Raw genomic sequence first — 21,782 nt, forward strand, 5'->3', positions numbered from 1 at the left:
TATCTAACCTCCAAAATGGTTTTATTTATCAGATAATTCTCTCCACTTTTGAAACAATCTCCAAAAAATATAAGAAATCTGAATCGCGCAAACTATCAATAAAGTACAGTCTATGATAACAATCAAAAACATTCCCCAACTGAAATAACCTCTTCCACTGAGCAACTTTGAGAAAACCGGTAGTAACGCTGAAAAGAGAATCAAAATAGGAAGCATCCGCATTGTTAAAATCTTCTTGACCATTGCTAATTTCCCAGCCGCGTCATTATAAATTTCAAACTCGGCATCCGACTCAACTCCAGAATAAAGCTTTCTAAAATAGGAAAACCCATTAAAGTTTGTAATATGCTCCCAGCCAAAATCTTTAAACAGTTGTAAATAGGAAGCTCTCTCTGACTTTTTCATAGGATAAAAGTCCAACTGATAAACCACCTGCTCCGGTTGGCACTTTTCAAAAGTATACTTAACTGCAACTACTAAGTTAGAATAACTTACTTCCTTAAGTTTCCAGCCCTGAGCATGCATTTCTCCGAGATAGAGAGCCTCTCTATCATAATCCGCAATGGTAGCAATTCTATAAACAACTTTCTTTTCCATCAAAGTTCCTCCCGACTGTTTCTATAGAGTCGCTCAATACGTTTCAACTCAATCTCTAAAACTTTTCGACCCAAGTCTGTTATCTGATAGATTTTACGTTTTTCCTCTTCTCGGACAAAGGAAACCAAACCATCCTTTTCCATCTTCGATAGGGTTCCATACATAGTTCCAGGACTAATCGAAACTTGCGAATCTGTCATCTCTTTAACCTTTTGCGTAATACCATAGCCATGGTTCTCCTTTTGCAAACAGAATAGAATATAAAAACCCGTTTCAGTCATGGGAAGGTAGACACGCCTAATCTTATCTGTTAATTCCATTTAATCAGACCTCCTATTTAGTTCGATATATCGCACCTCGTTATATAAAATATATCACACCTCGATATAAAATGCAAGAAAAAAAAGATCGTCCTCACGGACAATCTTTCTGATTTATCATTAGTATAGATCTAGGTAGTTATCAATTTCCCATTGTGAAACGAAGGTTGCATAACTTGCCCATTCAATTCGTTTGGCTTCAAGGAAGCTAGTGTAGATGTGTTCACCTAGAGCTGCTTTTACCACTTCGTCTTCTGTCATGGCCTTCAAAGCGTTGTGAAGAGTTGATGGAAGGTCTGTGATGCCAGCCTCTTTACGCTCTTCTGCAGTCATGATATAGATATTTTCTTCGATTGGCGCTGGTGCTTCGATTTTGTTTTCAATACCGTGCAAACCAACTTCCAAAAGAACAGCCATTGCGATATATGGATTTGCCATTGGGTCTACTGAGCGCAATTCAAGTCGAGTTCCCATACCACGTGTAGCTGGAACGCGGACAAGCGGTGAACGGTTACGACCAGCCCAAGCGATGTAAACCGGCGCTTCGTAGCCTGGAACCAAACGTTTGTATGAGTTAACTGTCGGGTTCATGATAGCTGTGTAATTGTAAGCGTGCTTGATCAAACCACCAAGGAAATGATAGGCTGTTTCTGACAATTGCATTCCTTTTGGATCATTTGGATCAAAGAAGGCGTTGTTCCCTTCATCATCAAACAAGGACATATTGCAGTGCATTCCTGAACCAGCGATACCAAATTTAGGTTTAGCCATAAAGGTTGCATACAAACCATGTTTACGCGCAATTGTCTTTACAACAAGTTTAAAGATTTGAATCTTATCACAAGCACGAAGAACTTCATCATACTTAAAGTCAATCTCATGTTGACCTACGGCAACTTCGTGGTGACTAGCCTCGACTTCAAATCCCATTTTAGTCAAGACATTTACAATCTCACGACGGGTATTATCCGCAAGGTCTGTAGGCGCCAAATCAAAGTAACCACCCTTGTCATTCACCTCAAGAGTTGGGTCTCCATTTTCATCAAGCTTAAATAGGAAGAATTCTGGTTCCGGACCAAGGTTGAAAGATTTGAATCCAACTTTCTCCATGTGATGAAGAGCTCGTTTAAGATTGCTTCGAGGATCTCCAGCAAATGGCTCTCCTTCTGTTGTATAGACATCACAGATCAATCCTGCGACACTACCGTTCTCATCTCCCCAAGGGAAGACAGTCCATGTGTCCAGGTCAGGGTACAAGTACATATCTGATTCATTGATACGAACAAACCCTTCAATAGAAGATCCATCAAACATAGCCTTGTTTGACAAGACCTTGTCTAGTTGTTCATCTGTAGCAGGAATTTCGACGTTTTTCATTGTTCCCAAAATGTCTGAAAACATGAGACGGATAAAGGTTACATTTTTTTCCTTAACTTCACGACGAATATCTGCAGCTGTGATTGGCATGGTTTTTCTCCTTATATATGACGACTAGCGGTTGCCTAACCGCGACCAAAAGGCGATTGTTGAGAAGCAAAGCGACTTTGTTGAAGAACTTCATTCCGAAGGGCCCGACGCACCTCAGTTTGACTAACTGGTTTCTTGGCTCTCGCCTCACGTTCGGCATATTTTTTCTTGATAGCAGCAATGTTCAGACCTTCAGAGATATAATCCTTAATCTCAAGCAACCGATCCATGTCATTTAAAGAATACATCCGGCGATTACCTTCGTTTCGATCAGGTTTTATCAACTCCTGATCTTCATAATAACGAATTTGACGCGCCGAAAGATCGGTCAGCTTCATAACACTACCAATAGGGAAAACTGCCATATTGCGACGAAATTCTTTTTCCTTCATGTGCACTTCCTCTTCTTTCTGTCTATTATAGTCTAAAAAAAATCAATCGTCAATTGTTAATGTCATATCTTATGACATTATTTTATTTTTTCTGTATGAGACTCCGCAAGCGATCAATATCATAATTGACTAGAATTGCTACAAAAACTCCCATAAAAGTCTCAAAAACTCGAGCAAACACGTACAAAACAGTCTCTCCGCTCGGAATTGATAGGGTAATAATCAGCATAGCTGCAACTCCCCCAATAACTCCTGACTTATTGTTCATAGCAACATTTGTCATGATGGTTAACATGGTACATATCGGAACCACAAGGAGAGTTACCCAAAAGGCTCCATGAAAAAAGTTGTTCAAGAGAAAGAACATCAGCGCATAAAAACCACCGATACTATTCCCTAAAATACGTGATGTCCCAAAGTGGACACTCTTATCAAAGTCTTCTCTCAAGCTAAAAACGGCTGTAAGAGCTCCAATCTGAAGTCCCTTCCATCCAAAAAAACCAAAAATCATGAGGACCAAAAAAACAGCGATCCCTGTTTTAAAGGTGCGCATCCCTAATTTAAACTTGCTTTTATCAAATCTATACTTTTTAAAATAACTCATCATTTCATCTTTCTTTTTTTCCATTTTATCATAATTTTACTTTTTTGAGAAAAGGATTCCTCAATTGAAGAAAATAGGAACTAAAAAGAGAAGGGTATAAATCCTTCTCTTTTATAGTCCAATATTCTATTTTAGAATAAATACATGAAAGCCAAGGTGACGAGACTAGCAAGCAAGCCCACTCCCCAGAAGAAGAAATCGACCTTCCACTCACTCCAGGCTTGACCTTTACCAGAAAATCCACCCAACTCAAAATGGTGATGAACTGGTGTCATCCGGAAGATACGTTTTCCGCCAGTCAACTTAAAGTAGGTAACTTGCATCATAACAGATGTTGTTTCAAAAACATACACTATACCAATCAGGAGTAGCGTCCATTCTTGGTGCAGTGCCATAGAAATAGCGGCCAACATCCCTCCAAGAGCAAGACTTCCGACATCTCCCATAAAAACTTTAGCAGGCTTATGGTTAAAGACAAAGAAACCAAGAAGACCACCAATCATGGCAAGAATCACTAGGAGAATATCCAATTGGTTTTGTACATAAGCAATGACTCCATAGGCAGATAGGCTAATCACTACTGAGATACTTGCCAAGCCATCAATTCCGTCAGTCAAGTTAACAGCATTTGAAAAACCAACCAACCAGAAGAGAGCAAAGAAAATGTAAAGAACACCTAAGTGCAATGGATAACCAAATACATTTAAGACATCCCCTCCTCTTTCATAAAAGAGATAGAAGATAACTCCTCCTACTAATTGAAGCAAGAGCTTTTGTTTAGGATTGAGCCCTTCATTGATTTTACGAAAAACCTTGAGGAAATCATCTAAGAAGCCAACCAAACCATACAAAACGAGAATAAAGAGGATCATTCCAACATTGTTGGTTAGTTGATTAGTCAAAAGTGCAAGAACTAAACTAACTAAAACGCTTGTTACGAGGAAGACAATTCCTCCCATTGTCGGCGTCCCAGCTTTTGCCTGGTGTTGTTTAACATCCTCATGCATCTGTTGACCAGTAATCTGTGCTTTACGGTAAAAACGGATAAAAGCTGGAATTCCTACCACTGTAAGAACAAAAGTAAAGATTCCAGGAAAGATAGAAACTAGCATTCTAATCTCCTAAAGTTATTTTTATTTTCTGTATATTTTTTAAAGCTGTATTGGTACGAACACTTTGTTTTTTTACAGTTTCTCCTGTACCTTCAAATTCTACTTCGATATCCAGCCATTTTGCAAAAGTTTCGACATTCTTCTTAGACCAACCATACAAATCAGGCATCTCTTCTACCTTATCAGAAAGGAGTAAAATCTGCTCATTTGCGTCTAGATTGGTTCCTTCTGCCGCTGAACTTTCTTTGATTTTCGTTCCTGAACCGATAACGATTGGTTGAACAAGGTTACGTCGTAGTTCTTCTGCCAAATCTCCAGGGCTATAGTCTTTTGTTGAAGGCATAGCATAGTTAGTCGTAGTTGTAACCTGATCCAGACTTTTAGCAGTTGATTGAAGATTGAGAGATTCTTTCATCGCAGAAGCACGCTCCAAGATAGGGTTAGCGAACTCACCCAACTGAATCCCAGAATAATGCTGAGGTTGTTGAACTGTTACATAGAGGATGAAATCGGGATTTTCTGCTGGGTGCATAGAGACTACAGAGAAAATATAGTTTGTTTCCCCTCGGAGGTATCCTCCATTTTTCTCATCTGCAATCTGAGCGGTCCCTGATTTCAAGGCTACATTATAGCCAGGAACATTGACTGTTCCCTTACCTGTACTGTGGTTGTACATCGTACCATAGGTAGGATCCGTACCAACCATGACCATGTGATCTCGAGTCAAGCTAGCTGCTTCTTTAGAGACTGGATTTCCCACGACTTCTTTTTGTGATTTACGAACCGTTTGATCATTTGGATCATAGAGCGCACTGATAAACTTAGGCTCCAACATAATCCCATCATTAGCTATCGCAGTAAAGGCACGAAGCATCTGAGTTTGTGTAACGGAAATACCTTGACCAAAGGAACTCATGGCAATATTAACGATATTGTCCTCAGGTAATTGCCCAGCATACTCATCACTCATACCAAAACGAGTCGGCACTCCAAATTTGAAACGATTGAGGTAATCTAGCCAAGTAGTGTCCCCCATCTTTTGCTCAAGGAGAGTCATACCGATGTTACTAGAGTGAGCAAAACCTTGCGAGAAGGTCATCATTCCACCGCTTGTCAAACCTTCGTTAACGTCCCAGTCCTTGATAGTGGCATCAGCTACCTTCAATTCGCTACTGTTGAAATATTCTCCTCCAGGGAAGGTATTATTGTCAATTGCTGAAGCTAAAGTAATCACCTTCATGGTTGAACCTGGTTCATAGTTACTTTGGTAAAGGATATCACGCCAGACAAAGTCCTCTGTAATCCCTTCTTTGGTATCAGCATCAAAGGTTGGTCTTTGAGTTGTAGCGAGAATCTCTCCTGTCTTGGCACTAACCAAGGTCGCAGTCATATATTTACCCTTGACTTTTTCTTGGAAGGCATCCATTTGACTTTCCATGAAAGATTGTAAAGGACTAGATAGGGTCGTATAGACGTCTTTCCCGTTTACAGTCTGTCGGGTAACTTGCTCCGTACCTGGAACAATATTTCCTAAGCGGTCTTTTTCATAGGTAATGATACCATCTGTTCCCGCTAACAAGCTATTCAAGGAACTCTCGACACCAGATGTCCCAATGAGACTCTTTGAACCATCTTCATTTTCATGCAACTGCGCTAGTCCGATGAAAGATGAAGCAAATTTACCATTAGGATAGCTTCGATTTGGGCTAGTTGTAAAATCAACTCCCTCAACCTTAGCTGTTTCCAAATCCTTTTTTATGGACATCATATTGGCATAGGTAATACCATTCCCCTTTACACCAAAGGAAACTTGCTTAAGATTAGGTTGAGAAAGTTGTTCCTTGACGTAGGACTCATCCATATCTAGATATTTATGGAAGACTTCTGCAACCTTGCTATACTGAGACTCCTCTACATAGAGAATTTTCCCATTTGCAGATTTATATTCCTTATCGATAATCGCATAAATGTTGTAGGATGTTGCATCCTCAGCGATTGGTGTACCATTACGGTCATAGATAGTTCCTCGTTTTGCAGGAACTGTCCGAGTTGTTTGGTGGACCCTGCTTGCTTCCTTAACTAGGTCAACACCAAATTTTGAGCCTGTACCAATAATTACCGCAAAGTTAACCAAAAAAACAGCAAAGAGAAAGACGGCCAGAAGGCTCAAATTCTTTCCCACTAGTCTGCGGTTTTCTGTTGGAGATTTGCGATTTTTAATGGCAAAGCGTATGATTCGTTCTTTCCAGTTTTTCATTTACTACTCCGCCGATCGGATATTTTCATTATTTAATTGCAAGTCTTGTGAGTCTGCAATTCCGGTCAAACGTTCTGATCGGATCAATTCATTAACTTCTTGTTTCGCATCATCCAGCTCTGTCTTTTTTTCCTCAATTTGTGAATTGACTGTTGTCAAATCACTCTGAACCTGCAAAAGTTGAGTCTGCATATAGACTACACTGATTGCTAAGACAAGTGCTGTGATGGCAATTGAAAAGTAAAAGGCCTTTTCAACACGTGAAAATTTTTTTATACGAGCTTGTAGCAATTGGCTCGTTGTTCCTCTGTTTTCTGCCATTATTTCCTCTTACTTGTGAATTTTTCTTGCCACTCGAAGCTTGGCCGAGTGGGAACGATTATTGGCTTCCAATTCTTCCTTGCTTGGTAAAATCGGTTTTCGAGATACCAATTCCATTTTGGGCTTGAGATCGTCTGGGATGAAAGGCAAACCTTTAGGGACTTCAACTGTGGAAGCTTCCTTAAATAACTGTTTGGTCAAGCGGTCCTCCAGCGAATGGAAGGTAATCACTGATATTCTGCCATCTAGAGCCAGCATATCCATAGCTTGCTGGATTGATTCATCTGCAGCACCCAGTTCATCATTGACCTCTATACGGATAGCTTGGAAAATTTGTTTGGCTGGGTGGCCTTTTTTCTTGAGCTCCTTTGCCGGTTTGGCAGATTTAATAATCTCTGCCAATTCCGTCGTGGTCTCAATCGGTTTCTGTTCACGCGCCTGTTCAATTTTTCGAGCAATCTGTTTGGAAAACTTGTCCTCACCATATTTGAAAAAGATTCTTACCAAATCATGGTAGTCGTAGTGATTAACGACTTCATAAGCGGTCAAACTAGCTTCCTGATTCATGCGCATATCCAGCGGTGCATCCTTCTTATAGGAAAAACCACGTTCACGCTGATCCAACTGCGGGCTTGACACACCTAAATCATAACAAATTCCATCAATTTCAGTCACACCTAAGTCATGTAAGCGATTCTTCAAATGACGGAAATTATCCTTGATGAAGGTGACCATTCCCTTTTCGATATAGGGTGCCAAACGTTTTTGCGCATTATCAATGGCATTCTGGTCTTGGTCAAAGGCATAGAGATGCCCTTTCTCGCTTAACTTACTTAATAAATATTCGCTGTGTCCTGCTCCTCCCAAGGTCGCATCAACGTAAATACCATCAGGTTTTACATCTAGCATATCAATGGTCTCATGGAGCATGACCGTTACATGATGAAATTCTTTTGTCATATCTTATCTATTTTACCACAAATCCGACTAGCTTGCACCCACTAAAGCCAAAACATTCCATTGCTACTTTATTCCTTGTATTCAAGAGGTTTCTCAGCTACTTGAGCTAGCGCTGAGTCTACTTCTAGATTTAAGTGTTGATGAACTGCCTCTGCCACTGCTCTTGGTATACCAACTGCAACAATCTCGTCCACACTGGCTTCCTTGATTTTTGTCAGAGATTTGAAATATTTCATCAAATTCTGCTTGCGTTTGGGGCCTAAGCCGTCAATTCCATCCAATTGAGAAGAGAAGGAATTTTTCGAACGGAGTTGACGGTGGAATGTAATGGCAAAGCGGTGTACCTCATCCTGAATGCGTTGCAAGAGGAAAAATTCCTGAGAATTGCGAGACAACTCTACCACCTCAAGCGGATCTCCAAAAAGCAATTCATGGGTTTGGTGCTTGTCATTCTTTTGAAGTCCTGCGATGGGAATGTCTAAGCCCAGCTCCTCTTGGATAACTTGCTTAGCAATGTTAACCTGTCCCTGACCACCATCGATGACAATTAGATCTGGCGGTGTCAAACCGTCACGCTGGACCCGTCCATAACGTCTACGAATAACCTCTCGCATACTTGCGTAGTCATCTGGCCCGACCACCGTCTTGATTTTATACTTACGGTAATCCTTCTTGCTCGGTTTTCCGTTAACAAAAACAACCATAGCAGAGACTGGACTAGTCCCCATAATATTAGAGTTGTCAAAAGACTCGATACGGACTGGGGTTGGAATTTGTAGAAGTCGCCCAAGATTTTCAATAGCTCCTTGAGTCTTTTCGACTGACTTTTCCAGAAGATTAAACTTCTGTTCTAGACTAACACGCGCATTTTTGATAGCCAGATTAACAAGTTGTTTCTTCTCGCCACGTTGGGGCTTGAGAACCTTTGTATCTACCAAAGCCTTGATAGCTTCTTCGTCAATATCTTGAGGGATCAGGATTTCATTGGGGATCAGGTGAGATTTCTCCTGGTAAAACTGCCCCACATAGGTCAGGAAATCCTCGTCTGGATCATTGTAGTAAGGGAAGAGATTTACATCGCGTTCAATCAGTTTACCTTGACGGACAAAGAAAACCTGAACACACATCCAACCCTTATCCACGTAGTAACCAAATACATCACGGTTTTGAAGATCTTTTGCCATGACTCGTTGCTTAGTACGAAGGGTGCCAATGGCCTGAATCAAATCACGGTATTCCGCTGCACGTTCAAACTCCATACTTTGGGCAGCCAAAGCCATCTTACTCTTGAGTTCATCAATGATTTTATCGTCTTGTCCCTTGAGAAAATCAGAGACTTCTTGGGACATAGCTTTAAAATAGGCTTCATCTTTTCGACAAACCGTATGAGCCATACACTGGCCGATATGGTAATAAAAACAAACCTTAGATGGTGGATTGGTACACTTGCGAAAAGGGAAAATCCGATCCAATAGCCGTTTGATTTCATTGGCTGCCCCCACATCCGGATAGGGACCAAAATAGAGACCTCCGTCTTTTTTGACCTGACGGGTGATAATCAAGCGAGGATAGCGATCATTGGTGATTTTGATGAAAGGATAGGACTTATCATCCTTGAGCATAATATTGTACTTGGGCTTGTTTTCCTTGATGAGATTAATCTCTAAAAGAAGGGCCTCAATATTAGACTCCGTAACAATAAACTCAAAATCCACAATCTCAGACACCAGGGCTTCTGTCTTGGTATCATGGCTCCCACGGAAGTAGGACCGCACCCGATTGCGCAGATTTTTAGCCTTTCCTACATAAATGATAGTGCCGTTTTTATCTTTGTGAATGTAACAACCAGGGCTAGTCGGCAAGAGCTCCAGTTTTGATTTAATCAAGTTATTCATAATTCCATTATAGCAAAAAGCCCCCTGTATTGCTTAAATCAGAGAGCTCCAGTTCCCTTAGAAAATCACTTATTCCCCAGAATCATACAGTTCTTGAACTTCTTTTACATCTTGAGCTTGGATTCCATAATAGGAGCCTGCTGGTTGCATAACCGAAACTTCATTGGTGTGCTCCAAACCAATCGCATGACCTAGTTCATGCTCTGCTGTATGCAAAATGCGAGCATAGCTATAACCATAGTTTGGATTGGATAAATAATAATGATTCAAGCGAACGGTCACTGAAATGAATTGTTTGGTTAGGAGATTTGTCTGACTCTCCGCCTCACCTGCTACAGCTGTCGAACCATCATTCATTTCGGTAGCGAAAATATTGGCCTGATCCGGTTCGGTTACAAGCTCAAAGTTAAAAGCCCCTGTCTGGTTCCAGTTAGCAATAGCTTCAAGGTAGGCCTTTTGGAAAGTGGCATCCATTTGAGGATCAATATAGATAGTTGCTTGCGCCTTTAACCATTTCGCTCCTGAAGCCTGATGATGATCTGTCTGAGACAGACCTTGTAATTTACCAGTTTCTTGCCATTGTTGCCAACCTGCTTGGCCGACTTGAACCACTTTGCTAACTTGATTTAAAGTAGCAGGTAAATCACCTGTCACATACCAGAGAATCCCAAAAGTGATGAGAATTAAGAAGATAAGCGTCCATACAAGGCGCCAAAACATACGTAAAATCCCTAGTAAAAACCGACATAACACACGAATAATCCAGCCCATAATTGCCAACCTTTCTAAAAAAATAAGAACCCATCTTTAAGCCATGGATTCCCATTCTAAAGATAGATTCTTAATTCTACTAAAACAAACTGAAAGAAAGCTAAAATTAAGACAAGCGTTCTTCCAAAACAAAATCGATTGGCAAGGTAGTTAAAAAACGTTCCAATTGCTTTTCCCAATAATACCACTCATGGGTTCCTGCACTATGGCTATAGGTCACATCGAAACCAAGTTTCTTAAGATTTTTAACTGCTAGATTATTGGCAGAATAGAGATAATCTTGTTCGCCACACCAAACCCAGAGTTTGGTCTCCTTGTCTGACTTTTTGGCAAGGGTCTCAAGCGAGTAAGGGCTATTCACCCAGTCGTCAATTTTCCCAAAAACACCTCGCCAGTAGGCACGCGTTCCTAAATCTTGACTCTCAGGAGAAAACTCCTCGAAGCTAAGCGCTCCAGAAAAGCTAGCTGCATGGGAAAAACGGTCAGTTGACAATGCTAACTTAAAGGAACCGTAGCCACCCATTGATAAACCAGCAATGAAGGTTTTATCTCGCTCGTTGGTCATATTGGGGAAGAAGCGTTTGAGCACCTTAGGCAATTCTTCTGCTAGAGCTGTGTAATAGTTATAGCCATACTGAGTATCTGTATACCAACCATTGTTTGTATTGGGCATGACAACAATCAGATTTGTCCCTCGTAGCAAGCGTTCTACATTGGTCCGCTTGAGCCAGCTGTTGTGGTTCCCTGACATTCCGTGAAGTAGGTAGAGAACTGGAATATCTTTACTGTTTGGCTCTGTCACCCGAGATGCATCCGGATAGAGTACATTTACTCCCCACTCCATACCTAAAACTTCTGAGTAATACTCAATCTTCATTACTGCCATAACTTGCTCCTTATTCGTTTCAGATAAGAAAAAGCCGAAACTCGACTTTCTCTCTTGCTATTTAATCTTTATTTTGCTTCCATGACTACTGGTAAAATGGCTGGACGACGTTTCGTTTGTTCAAAAAGGAATTTAGCCAAATTGTCACGAACCTTACCTTTAAGATCAGCCCAGTCAAAGTCCTCCCCTTGGAGATAGTCTTCAACTGTTTGGTTCACCAACTCTGAACTTTCACGCAGAATATCTCGACTCTTCTTGAGATAGACAAATCCACGTGTATGCACTCGTGCTTTGGCAATGATTTTCTTCTCGCGACGGTTAACAGTAATAGCCACAATGAAAATACCATCTTCTGACAAGACCTTACGATCACGAAGAACGACATTGCCAACATCCCCAATAGCATTTCCGTCAATCAAGACATCACCTGCAGCAACAGCACCTGATGGAACAAAGTCTCCATGCTCATAAGACATGGTTGTGCCTTTTTTCGGGATAAAAATGCGTTCTGGCAACAACCCAACTGCCATAGCAGCCTTGGCATGAGCGTCCAACTCACGGTATTCACCTTGGATTGGGAAAAGATACTGAGGTTGTAAAAGATTAATCATCAATTGAAGATCACGCGCATTCCCATGTCCTGATACACGTAAACTTTGAGTAATCGGTTTAACGACACCACCAGCTTGGTAGACCATATTTTCTACACGTGCCATAACAGCTTCTTTAGCGATTGATGGCGTTGTAACGATATAAACCAAGTCTCCATCCTTGATTTCAACATAGCGGTGACGACCGATTGACATTTTTCGGAGTCCATTAATCGGTTCACCCATACGACCGGTTTCCAGGATAATTAACTCGTGGTCTTCAAAACGAGACATATCTTTGGGTTTAATCAAGAGACTTTCGTTAGCCAATGACAATTTTTTCAAGCGAATAGCTGTACGAACGATATTTTCAATATCAAATCCAGTCAAAACAACGCGACGTCCTGTCTCTGCAGCAGCATCAAAGACTTGCTGAATGCGAGAAAGGTTACTTGCAACGGCAGCTACAATGATACGTCCATCCCAGTCAGAAATGGTTTGCGTAATTTCATCACCAACTTCACTTTCGCTGGCTACTTGAATATTACTGTCTGCGTTTGCTGAGTCGCTTAGAAGAGCTAAAACTCCTTCGCGACCAATTTCTGCTAAACGACCAAAGTCAGTCGCATATGATTCGCTAGCCGTTTGGTCAAATTTGAAGTCCCCTGTATAAACGATACTTCCTTCAGATGTTTTCAAAACGACACCCAGACTCTCTGGGATAGAGTGAGTTGTGCGGAAGAAGGAAACCTCCGTACCGCCAAAGTCGATTTCTGTATTTTCATCAATAACATGGAAGTCATCGAATTTTTTAGCACTATCATTTCCTTTAACAAAAAGCTTAGCAAGCTCAATTGTCAACTCTGAACCAAAAACAGGAACTTTCACTTCTGACAAAAGATAAGGAAGAGCTCCAATCGCATCCGCATGTCCGTGCGTTAAAAAGACACCTGCAATACGGTCGCTATTTTCAAACAGATATTCCATATTTGGAATAACGACATCGACACCCAACTGCTCATTTTCAGGATATTTTAAACCTGCATCTAAAACAAAGATTGAATCGTTAATTTCTGCGATGTACATGTTTTTCCCGTTTTCACGAACACCGCCTAAAGTTGTTAATTTAATATTGGTCATTTTCCCTCCGAAGTATTACTATAACGTGTTTGTAGAGTCTTCACAACTCTCTTTTTGTAAAAGTCCAATTTACTTTTATCCGAATCTTTTCCTCTCATTATACCATTTTTTTACTAATTTTCAAAATGAAGATAGGATTTCAACTAGAGAACATTCACCACTGATAACCGAATCGCTTTGCTTTGTTTTCTCTTTGCGAAATCGCTATCCGCCAAAGGACCTAGGGACTTACTTCACAAGCAGCTAATCGGCAAAAAATCGTAATAAAGAGCTTACTCACAAATAAAAAAAGATTTAGAAGCTCTAAATCTTTTTAATCATCTTTAGTTTGGATAAATGTAAGTAACTTTACCTAAAAATTCATGTGGATTAAAGAAACCACGATAGTTAGCAATTTGTTTTTGACGTCTGTAGTTTGCTTCCAATACCTGAATAGAATTTTCACTTTGTACATCTGTCACATAAGCAACGTGTCCATATTCACCACCGTCCCAAACGGCGATTGCACCTACTACTGGAACATCTCCTACACGATAACCTTGAGCACTAGCATAAATCGCCCAAGTATTAGCATTTCCCCACCAGTTGCTAGCCCAAGGAGCCAATTCTTTTACGCCCCATGTACACTGACCAACAGGATATGAGTTCCCATAGTCTGTCGGAGTATTCACGACAACATCATCATCTGAAGCAGGATTCAAAGTACTAGTTGCATCAGAAGCCGGAGCACCGTATGAATAAGTAGCCTGAGCTGGACCGCTTACTTCTAGCACATCCCCTGGGTGGATCATATCAAAAATGCTTTTCCCGTTATTTGCTGCCAACTCATAAGGATCCATGCTATTTGCAGTAGCAATACCAAAAAATGAATCTCCGTCTTGGACAACGTAAGAAGATGCACTAACAGTTTGAGCTCCAACTGTCGCCAAAATAGCTGTAGATGTTAAACCAAGAGTCAGTTTAGCAACTGTTTTTTTCATAATAATTTTCTCCTAAAATTTTATTGATTATTTTTAATTTTTTTGTTGACAAGAGAATCATACCTGATTTACATGTCAGTTGTTTTAGAATTATGTTGTAGTCATGTTACAAATATGTATACTTTTACTACATAACATTCTAAAGAACAAATAATTTAAAAATTATAAGAGACAACAAAAAACTGAGATAGATTATCTCAGCTTCTTTTCTTCTATTTTTCCATTAAAAAGTCATAGATTTCCTGTACTGTTCCAAGTGCCATCATTTCTTGATTTTTAACAGTTTGTTTGAGATTTTGATAAATCTGACTTTCAGCGATGTCCCGCTTGGCAGCATCTTTATTTACTTTCATTACACCATTTTCAATCGTAACAAAACCAAGTTCTTCAAAAATCTGAATCATTTTGACTAGCAAGATCTGTTCTATCTTCAAAAAAGCTGATAAGTCCTTGAGCTTATAACGAATATCAAATTCTGGGAACTGGTAGATTGTCTTATAAAGCTTAGCGAATTGCTCTCTTGTACCATAACCTGTCAAATAGTATGCTTTAGCGATATCATTTTTAAAGTAAATAGCAGAGAAATCCTGTTCTTGCAACACTTGTTTGAGTAGACTGAGATCCTCGGGAATATTTTTTACAACGATTGCTGGGCTAGAAAGTATTTCTGGCAAATCACTGGTGAAATCTAGGATAGGCACTCCCGCTGGTAGCTCTACACTCTTACTACGGATGTTAAAAAGTTGAACACCGTCCACACGGGCATCTACCATCATCAACTGGAGGGTTGTTTGCCCATTCCATTGGTTAACAGAAAGGGTAACTGCCAATTCCAGTTGTTTTACCTGAGAAAACTCTGTAGCCTTTGATCCTTGGCCAAAAGCTACTACTTCAAAGCTCGCGGTCCCTTTGGAAATCTTCAATTTTAGATGACTATCTCCCGCTCCCATAGAACGAGCATTTTCAACTTGAAAATCTCGAATATAAAAAACAGGTTTTTGGTTATCCATTCCAAAAGGAGCTAATCGTTCAAAACTTTTAACCGTCTCTAAACTTAGGCTTTCCAAATCTAATTCTTCATCTAGATATAATGTATTCTTGCCCTTGGCATCTATCCCTTTGTCTTTTACATAGTTTTCTAAAATTTCCGATAAGGCGTCTAGCTGTTCCGCTTCAAGTGTCATACCTGCAGCGCCTGCATGCCCACCAAAGGCGATAAAAAGTTCCCGATGCGGATTCAAGGCTTCAAAGATATCGACTGCTTCAATACTTCGAGCACTCCCCTTGGCACGGCCATCTTCAATATTCAGAACAATAACTGTCTGCCCTAATTCTTCCAACAAGCGACCAGCCACAATCCCAAGAACTCCTGGGTTCCAACCTTCTTTGGCTAAAACTTGAACACTTTTGTTAGGGTCTACCAAACTTTTAGCTTCTTCATAAATGGCTTGAACGATTTCCTTGCGTTCTTCATTTTTTTCTTGAATCATGAGGGCAATCTCACGCACCTCTTCATCATCAAAGCCAGTTAGTAACTCCATAGCAGGATTAGGATCATCCAAGCGCCCTAGGGCATTTAATCGTGGTGCTAACTGAAAACCAACAGTTTCTTCTGTAAGGTCACTACTAGAAATCCCTGCAATTTCAAATAGTTCTTGGAGGCCTAGTCTTTGGGTATTGCGCAAAACTTCTAGACCATATTGAACCATGATACGATTTTCATCTGTCAAGCTGACCATATCGGCAATGGTCCCAATGGCAACCAAGTCTAGTAATTCAACCTGTACCTCTTCCAAGAGGGCGCAAGCTAGTTTAAAAGCCACTCCACAACCTGCCAAATGTTTAAAAGGATAGTCTGATTCAGGATGCTCCGGATGAACGATTGCATGAGCATCTGGTAAGACCTCTGGTAGAGAATGGTGATCCGTTACAATAACATCTACTCCCATAGATTGAGCCAAGTCAATAGCCTCATGGCCTGCAACTCCATTATCTACGGTTACAATCAAGGATATTCCTTGTTGCTCAATAAAGTACTTGTAGACACTGGCATTAGGACCATAACCATCTGTAAAACGATTAGGAAGATAGACTAAACACTCGGCTCCTAATTGTTCTAATGTTTCTTTAAGGATAGAAGCTGACGTCATCCCATCTGCATCGTAGTCTCCATAAACGAGAATAAATTCCCCCTGCTCTATAGCACGACGAATACGATTCACTGCCTTGTCCATATCGTGGAGAAGATAGGGATCGTGTAAATCATCTAGACTTGGTGCCAAAAAACGTGTCAAACTATCTTCATCCTTAATACCACGGCTAAATAATAGACGAGCAGCTTCAGGCCCTAGCCCAGCTTTCTTGGCGATTTTTGTAAAATCCGCGTCCTCAACTTGAGGTGCAAATTGCCAATTATAAGTCGGAATAATCAAAATTCATCCACTCTTTCTTACGATTCTATCGTTTTATTATAACATGATTTCAAGTTTTTCTCCTCTTTATTTCCTTAACTCTTTCAATCAAAATCCCAAAAAACTCCTGTCCTTATCAAAGTTAAAAAGCTATATACCAGTTGATAACTCTATCCCTTTCCAACAAGACCTAGCCAACATTTTAAAACATCCTCTCTTTATGCTACACTATTGACATGGAACATCATTTTAATCATCGAGCAGAATCTTTCGATTCTCCCAAAAACCAATTTCTAGCAGACCTTGTAAATGCAGAGATCAAGCAACAAGTCTCTGAGCTATCCACCAAATCAATCCTAGATTTTGGAGGAGGAACTGGACTTATCGCTCTTCCTCTAGCCAAACAAGCCAAGTCAGTGACCTTGGTTGACATCGCAGAAAAAATGCTGGAGCAAGCTCGTATCAAGGTTGAAAACCAAAAACTTGAAAATCTACACTTGATTCAACAAGACTTAGTGCTTAAGCCATTAGAGCAAAGATTCGATCTCATTATCGTTAGTCGTGTTCTTCATCGCATGCCTCATCTTGATTCCAGTCTAGCTATGTTCAAAGAACATTTGACTCTCGGAGGACAACTATTTATCGCTGATTATACCGTACCAGATGCAGAAAACCATGGTTTTATTATTTCGGAACTTGAGGAGACTCTTAAAAATCATGGCTTCTCAGACATTCAGACCCAAATACTTTATAGTTCCGACGATCTTTTCCTTGATAAACCTTCTCAACTATTTCTCACATCGGCGATAAGATAATCACTTCTTAGAACAAGCGCTGAAATAATTCTACTTCATTTTTTCTTCAGTCATCAAGCTTTTCTGTCTACTTCTTTCCAACTATTTCTATCATAAAAACTCTCCTTAAAAAAAAATAAGGAGAGTTTCTTGTTGCCATAAAACAAGCATCCAAGAAAACGCTTGCATAATTTTTTACCCCGTGTTATACTAATTTTAAAATAAATTTATAGGAGACTATTGATGAAGAACATATTCCCCCAACGCGAGAAAAAAATGGTTTATAGTATCCGTTCTTTGAAAAACGGAACAGGATCAGTCCTTATCGGAGCGAGCTTTATCCTACTAGCTCTTGCAACTCCTCATGTTGCTGCAGATGAGAATTTATCAAGCACTAGAGAAAATGTAAGCGCTGTTACTGTTGACCCTGTAGGTACAGATTCTATGCCAACTCCAAGTCCTGTTTCTGGTCAAAACAATGAAAACGATTCCCTTAAAACTGAAGAAAAGGCCAAAGAATCTGAAGTAGCTTTAACTACTGAAAGTGCTAAAGCTGAGGATGCTACAACCAATCCTTCTAGCGATCAAGTAGAAAAGAAAGACGAGCCAGCCACAACTTCAGAGGATAAAAAAACTGAAGTAGCTGCAAGTCCAGTTTCAGATGAAAAAACAAAAGTAGAAACTAATTCTGAAACTCCAATCGCAGACAACTACTTCCGTATCCATGTAAAAAAACTCCCAGAAGAAACTAAGGATTCTCAAGGTCTTTGGACCTGGGACGATGTCGAAAAACCATCTGAAAATTGGCCAAATGGAGCCCATTCCTTCAAAGATGCCAAGAAAGACGACTACGGCTATTACCTGGATGTCAAACTCAAAAACGAACAAGCCAAGAAAGTCAGCTTCCTCATCAATAATAGCAAAGGTGATAACCTTACTGGAGACCGTTCGGTAGAGCTTCTTTCTCCAAAGATGAATGAAGCCTGGCTAGATGAAAGCTACAAAGTATACAACTATCAACCTCAACCAGCTGGAACTGTTCGCGTCAACTATTTCCGCACCGATGGAAATTACGATAAAAAATCACTCTGGTATTGGGGAGATGTTAAAACGCCAAGTAATGGAGAATGGCCTGACGGTACAGACTTTACCACAACTGGAAAATATGGTCGTTACATTGATATCCCACTCAATGAAGCTGCTAGAGAATTTGGATTTTTATTACTAGACGAAAGCAAGAAAGGCGATGATGTGAAAATCAGAAAAGAAGATTATAAATTCACTGATCTAAAAAATCACAGTCAGATTTTCCTCAAAGATGATGACGAAACCATCTACACCAACCCCTACTATGTGCACGATATCCGCATGACTGGTGCCCAACACGTGGCTAAATCTCGTATCGAAAGTAGTTTCTCTACACTAGTTGGAGCTAAGAAAGACGATATCCTCAAACACTCCGGCATCACTGATTATCAAGGAAATAAAGTAGCTATCACAGACGTGGAAGTGGATGAAGCTGGAAAGAAAGTAACCTACATCGGTGACTTCTCTGACACTCAAAACCCTTACACTGTCAGCTACAATTCAGACCGATTTACCACACGTTCTAGCTGGCGTCTCAAAGACGAGACTTATAGTTACGATGGCCCACTCGGTGCAACTCTTAAAGAAGATGGCAAACGTGTTGATTTGACTCTCTGGTCTCCAAGTGCTGATAAGGTTTCCGTTGTCGTCTATGACAAGAAGGACCCTGAAAAAGTTGTTGGAACCGTCGATCTTAAAAAGGGAGAAAAAGGAACTTGGAACCAAACCTTGGATGAGAATTCAGGACTTGGCATCAGCAACTACACTGGCTACTACTACCACTACCAAATCGAACGCCAAGGTAAAACTGTCCTCGTTCTTGACCCTTATGCCAAATCATTAGCGGCTTGGAATAGTGATCTAGCAAAAACAGACCCTGCCCATAAAGTAGCTAAAGCTGCCTTTGTGGACCCATCAAAACTAGGTCCGCAAAACTTGACTTATGGTAAGATTCGCAACTTCAAATCGCGTGAAGATGCCGTCATCTATGAAGCTCATGTTCGCGACTTCACTTCAGATCCTGCCATCGCAAAAGATTTGACTAAACCATTTGGTACCTTTGAAGCCTTTATCGAGAAGCTCGATTATCTCAAAGATCTAGGGGTTACTCATATCCAACTCCTCCCAGTCTTGTCTTACTATTATGTTAATGAATTGAAAAACCAAGAACGTTTGTCTGCCTATGCTTCAAGCAACAGTAACTACAACTGGGGTTATGACCCTCAAAACTACTTCTCCTTGACTGGTATGTACTCAAGTAATCCTAAGGACCCAGAAAAACGTATCGCAGAATTTAAAAACCTCGTCAACGAGATTCATAAACGTGGCATGGGTGCTATCTTAGACGTAGTTTACAACCATACTGCCAATGTTGACATTTTTGAGGATATTGAGCCAAACTACTATCACTTCATGGATTCTGATGGTTCGCCACGTACTAGCTTTGGTGGTGGTCGTTTAGGAACAACCCACTACATGTCTAAACGTGTCTTGGTAGACTCTATCAAGTATCTGGTTGACACCTACAAAGTGGATGGTTTCCGTTTCGATATGATGGGAGATCATGATGCGGCTTCAATCGAAGAAGCTTACAAGGCTGCACGCGCCCTCAATCCAAACCTTATCATGTTAGGTGAAGGCTGGAGAACCTACACTGGTGATGAAAATACGCCTGTACAACCTGCTGACCAAGATTGGATGAAGAAAACAGATACTGTCGCTGTCTTTTCAGACGACATCCGCAACAACCTCAAGTCTGGCTATCCAAACGAAGGGCAGCCTGCCTTTATCACAGGTGGCAAACGTGATGTCAATACCATCTTTAAAAATCTCATTGCTCAACCAACCAACTTTGAAGCGGATAACCCAGGAGATGTTATTCAGTATATCGCAGCCCACGATAACTTGACTCTATTTGACATCATCGCCCAATCTATCAAAAAAGACCCAAGTAAGGCCAAAAACTATGCTGAAATCCATCGTCGCTTGCGACTTGGAAACCTCATGGTTTTGACGGCTCAAGGAACTCCGTTTATCCACTCTGGTCAGGAATACGGGCGTACCAAACAATTCCTTGACCCAGCCTACAAGACTCCAGTTCCAGACGATAAGGTTCCAAACAAATCTCACTTGTTGCGTGATAAAGACGGCAATCCATTTGTCTATCCATACTTCATCCATGACTCTTATGACTCTAGCGATGCTGTCAACAAGTTTGACTGGACCAAGGCAACAGATAAAAAAGCCTATCCTGAAAATGTCAAGAGTCGCGACTACATGAAAGGACTGATTGCTCTTCGTCAATCTACAGATGCCTTCCGACTCAAGAGTCTACAAGATATCAAGGATCGTGTCCGCCTCATTACTGTCCCAGGACAAAATGGTGTTGAAAAAGAAGACGTGGTCATCGGCTACCAAATTACAGCTCCAAACGGTGATATCTACGCTGTCTTTGTCAATGCAGATGATAAAGAACGTGAATTCACTCTAGAAAAAGACTTTGCCCACTTGAGAAAGGCCGAAGTCTTGGCTGATGAAAACCAAGCAGGACCAGTAGGAATTGCCAACCCTCAAGGTCTTGAATGGACTGAAAAAGGCTTGAGATTAAACGCTCTTACAGCTGTCGTCCTCCGCCTATCTCAAGGTGGTGCCATTGTAGAGCCAGCTGTTGAAGAAAAGCCAGAATTTGATCTTTCTAGCTTGAAAGTAGAACAAAATCAGGCCCAAAACCTAGCTGTCCAGCCTGAAACTCAAGAAACTGTTGTAGAGGCTCTTTCTCAAAAAGTCCTTCCAAACACAGGAACTGAAAACAAATCACCTCTTGCTCTTGCTGGATTCAGCATTCTGTCTCTTCTTGGACTTGGAAGCTTCCTAAAGAAAAAAGAGGAAAAATAGAGCTATAAACTTCAATAAGACAGCACGTCACAAATAATCAATAAAAAAGCAAGAACTAAAAATTCTTGCTTTTTTACATGAGCGAGTTAAAATAGAGACTTTTATGACCAAAGAATTCCCTTATAGGATAAAAGAAGAGCTAGGAATCATAATCCGTAGAAGAACATAAAGAGCCACTTTAATGTCACACATAGAGCTACAAATTCACGGATAAAGGCTGATATAATTCCTACAACGAGATACATTTCTTCCTCTTTTAATGGTTCTATTTTATCATCATTAGCCACATAGAAAAAGAGGAACT

Annotated in this window: 17 protein-coding genes; 2 read left to right on the plus strand and 15 right to left on the minus strand. The window is 40.5% G+C overall.

Annotated elements, in window-relative coordinates; translation table 11 throughout:
* Nucleotides 1–21 precede the first annotated feature (21 nt).
* The 15 genes from O3643_RS03825 to recJ form a co-directional block, all read right to left on the minus strand.
* Nucleotides 22–597, minus strand: a complete 576-nt coding sequence (locus O3643_RS03825; protein WP_371499965.1) for a DUF2812 domain-containing protein — start codon at nt 595–597, stop codon at nt 22–24.
* A complete protein-coding gene (locus O3643_RS03830; RefSeq protein WP_000423982.1) occupies nt 597–917 on the minus strand; it encodes a PadR family transcriptional regulator in 321 nt (106 codons plus the stop codon). The genes O3643_RS03825 and O3643_RS03830 overlap by 1 nt, the downstream gene beginning before the upstream one ends.
* 120 nt (nt 918–1,037) lie before the next feature.
* Nucleotides 1,038–2,384 carry a type I glutamate--ammonia ligase gene (glnA, locus tag O3643_RS03835; protein WP_004251784.1) on the minus strand — a complete coding sequence of 449 codons (1,347 nt, stop codon included), beginning with the start codon at nt 2,382–2,384 and terminating at the stop codon, nt 1,038–1,040.
* Nucleotides 2,385–2,419: 35 nt separating this feature from the next.
* On the minus strand, nt 2,420–2,776 hold the full coding sequence (locus O3643_RS03840) for a MerR family transcriptional regulator (protein ID WP_371499967.1): 357 nt from the start codon (nt 2,774–2,776) through the stop codon (nt 2,420–2,422).
* A gap of 82 nt (nt 2,777–2,858) precedes the next feature.
* Nucleotides 2,859–3,380 carry an aromatic acid exporter family protein gene (locus tag O3643_RS03845; protein ID WP_371500095.1) on the minus strand — a complete coding sequence of 174 codons (522 nt, stop codon included), beginning with the start codon at nt 3,378–3,380 and terminating at the stop codon, nt 2,859–2,861.
* A gap of 131 nt (nt 3,381–3,511) precedes the next feature.
* Nucleotides 3,512–4,492 carry a phospho-N-acetylmuramoyl-pentapeptide-transferase gene (gene mraY, locus O3643_RS03850; RefSeq protein WP_371499969.1) on the minus strand — a complete coding sequence of 327 codons (981 nt, stop codon included), beginning with the start codon at nt 4,490–4,492 and terminating at the stop codon, nt 3,512–3,514.
* Nucleotide 4,493: 1 nt separating this feature from the next.
* Nucleotides 4,494–6,749: a penicillin-binding protein PBP2X gene (gene pbp2X / locus O3643_RS03855; protein WP_371499971.1), complete on the minus strand. Its 2,256-nt coding sequence runs from the start codon at nt 6,747–6,749 to the stop codon at nt 4,494–4,496.
* Nucleotides 6,750–6,752: 3 nt separating this feature from the next.
* Nucleotides 6,753–7,070 (minus strand): cell division protein FtsL, encoded by a 318-nt coding sequence (gene ftsL / locus O3643_RS03860; RefSeq protein ID WP_024053600.1) that lies wholly within the window; start codon nt 7,068–7,070, stop codon nt 6,753–6,755.
* A gap of 9 nt (nt 7,071–7,079) precedes the next feature.
* On the minus strand, nt 7,080–8,030 hold the full coding sequence (rsmH, locus tag O3643_RS03865) for a 16S rRNA (cytosine(1402)-N(4))-methyltransferase RsmH (protein WP_371499973.1): 951 nt from the start codon (nt 8,028–8,030) through the stop codon (nt 7,080–7,082).
* 68 nt (nt 8,031–8,098) lie between these two features.
* On the minus strand, nt 8,099–9,925 hold the full coding sequence (uvrC, locus tag O3643_RS03870; RefSeq protein WP_371499975.1) for an excinuclease ABC subunit UvrC: 1,827 nt from the start codon (nt 9,923–9,925) through the stop codon (nt 8,099–8,101).
* Nucleotides 9,926–9,994: 69 nt separating this feature from the next.
* On the minus strand, nt 9,995–10,696 hold the full coding sequence (locus O3643_RS03875; RefSeq protein WP_371499977.1) for a M57 family metalloprotease: 702 nt from the start codon (nt 10,694–10,696) through the stop codon (nt 9,995–9,997).
* A gap of 106 nt (nt 10,697–10,802) precedes the next feature.
* A complete protein-coding gene (locus O3643_RS03880) occupies nt 10,803–11,582 on the minus strand; it encodes an alpha/beta hydrolase family protein (RefSeq protein ID WP_036754784.1) in 780 nt (259 codons plus the stop codon).
* A 68-nt stretch (nt 11,583–11,650) separates the two neighbouring features.
* On the minus strand, nt 11,651–13,312 hold the full coding sequence (locus O3643_RS03885; RefSeq protein WP_371499979.1) for a ribonuclease J: 1,662 nt from the start codon (nt 13,310–13,312) through the stop codon (nt 11,651–11,653).
* Between the two features lie 323 nt (nt 13,313–13,635).
* Complete coding sequence (locus O3643_RS03890; RefSeq protein ID WP_371499981.1) at nt 13,636–14,292, minus strand: CHAP domain-containing protein; 657 nt, start codon at nt 14,290–14,292, stop codon at nt 13,636–13,638.
* A gap of 212 nt (nt 14,293–14,504) precedes the next feature.
* On the minus strand, nt 14,505–16,724 hold the full coding sequence (recJ, locus tag O3643_RS03895) for a single-stranded-DNA-specific exonuclease RecJ (protein WP_371499983.1): 2,220 nt from the start codon (nt 16,722–16,724) through the stop codon (nt 14,505–14,507).
* Between the two features lie 215 nt (nt 16,725–16,939).
* On the opposite strand from recJ, the gene O3643_RS03900 reads away from it, so the two are divergent.
* Both O3643_RS03900 and O3643_RS03905 read left to right on the plus strand, forming a co-directional pair.
* Nucleotides 16,940–17,518 carry a class I SAM-dependent methyltransferase gene (locus O3643_RS03900; RefSeq protein WP_371499985.1) on the plus strand — a complete coding sequence of 193 codons (579 nt, stop codon included), beginning with the start codon at nt 16,940–16,942 and terminating at the stop codon, nt 17,516–17,518.
* Between the two features lie 222 nt (nt 17,519–17,740).
* Entirely contained in the window at nt 17,741–21,478 is a 3,738-nt protein-coding gene (locus O3643_RS03905) for a pullulanase (RefSeq protein ID WP_371499987.1), read from the plus strand.
* The last annotated feature ends 304 nt before the right edge of the window (nt 21,479–21,782 follow it).

This window comes from Streptococcus sp. 20925_1_44 (assembly GCF_041432435.1).
Lineage (GTDB): Bacteria > Bacillota > Bacilli > Lactobacillales > Streptococcaceae > Streptococcus > Streptococcus infantis.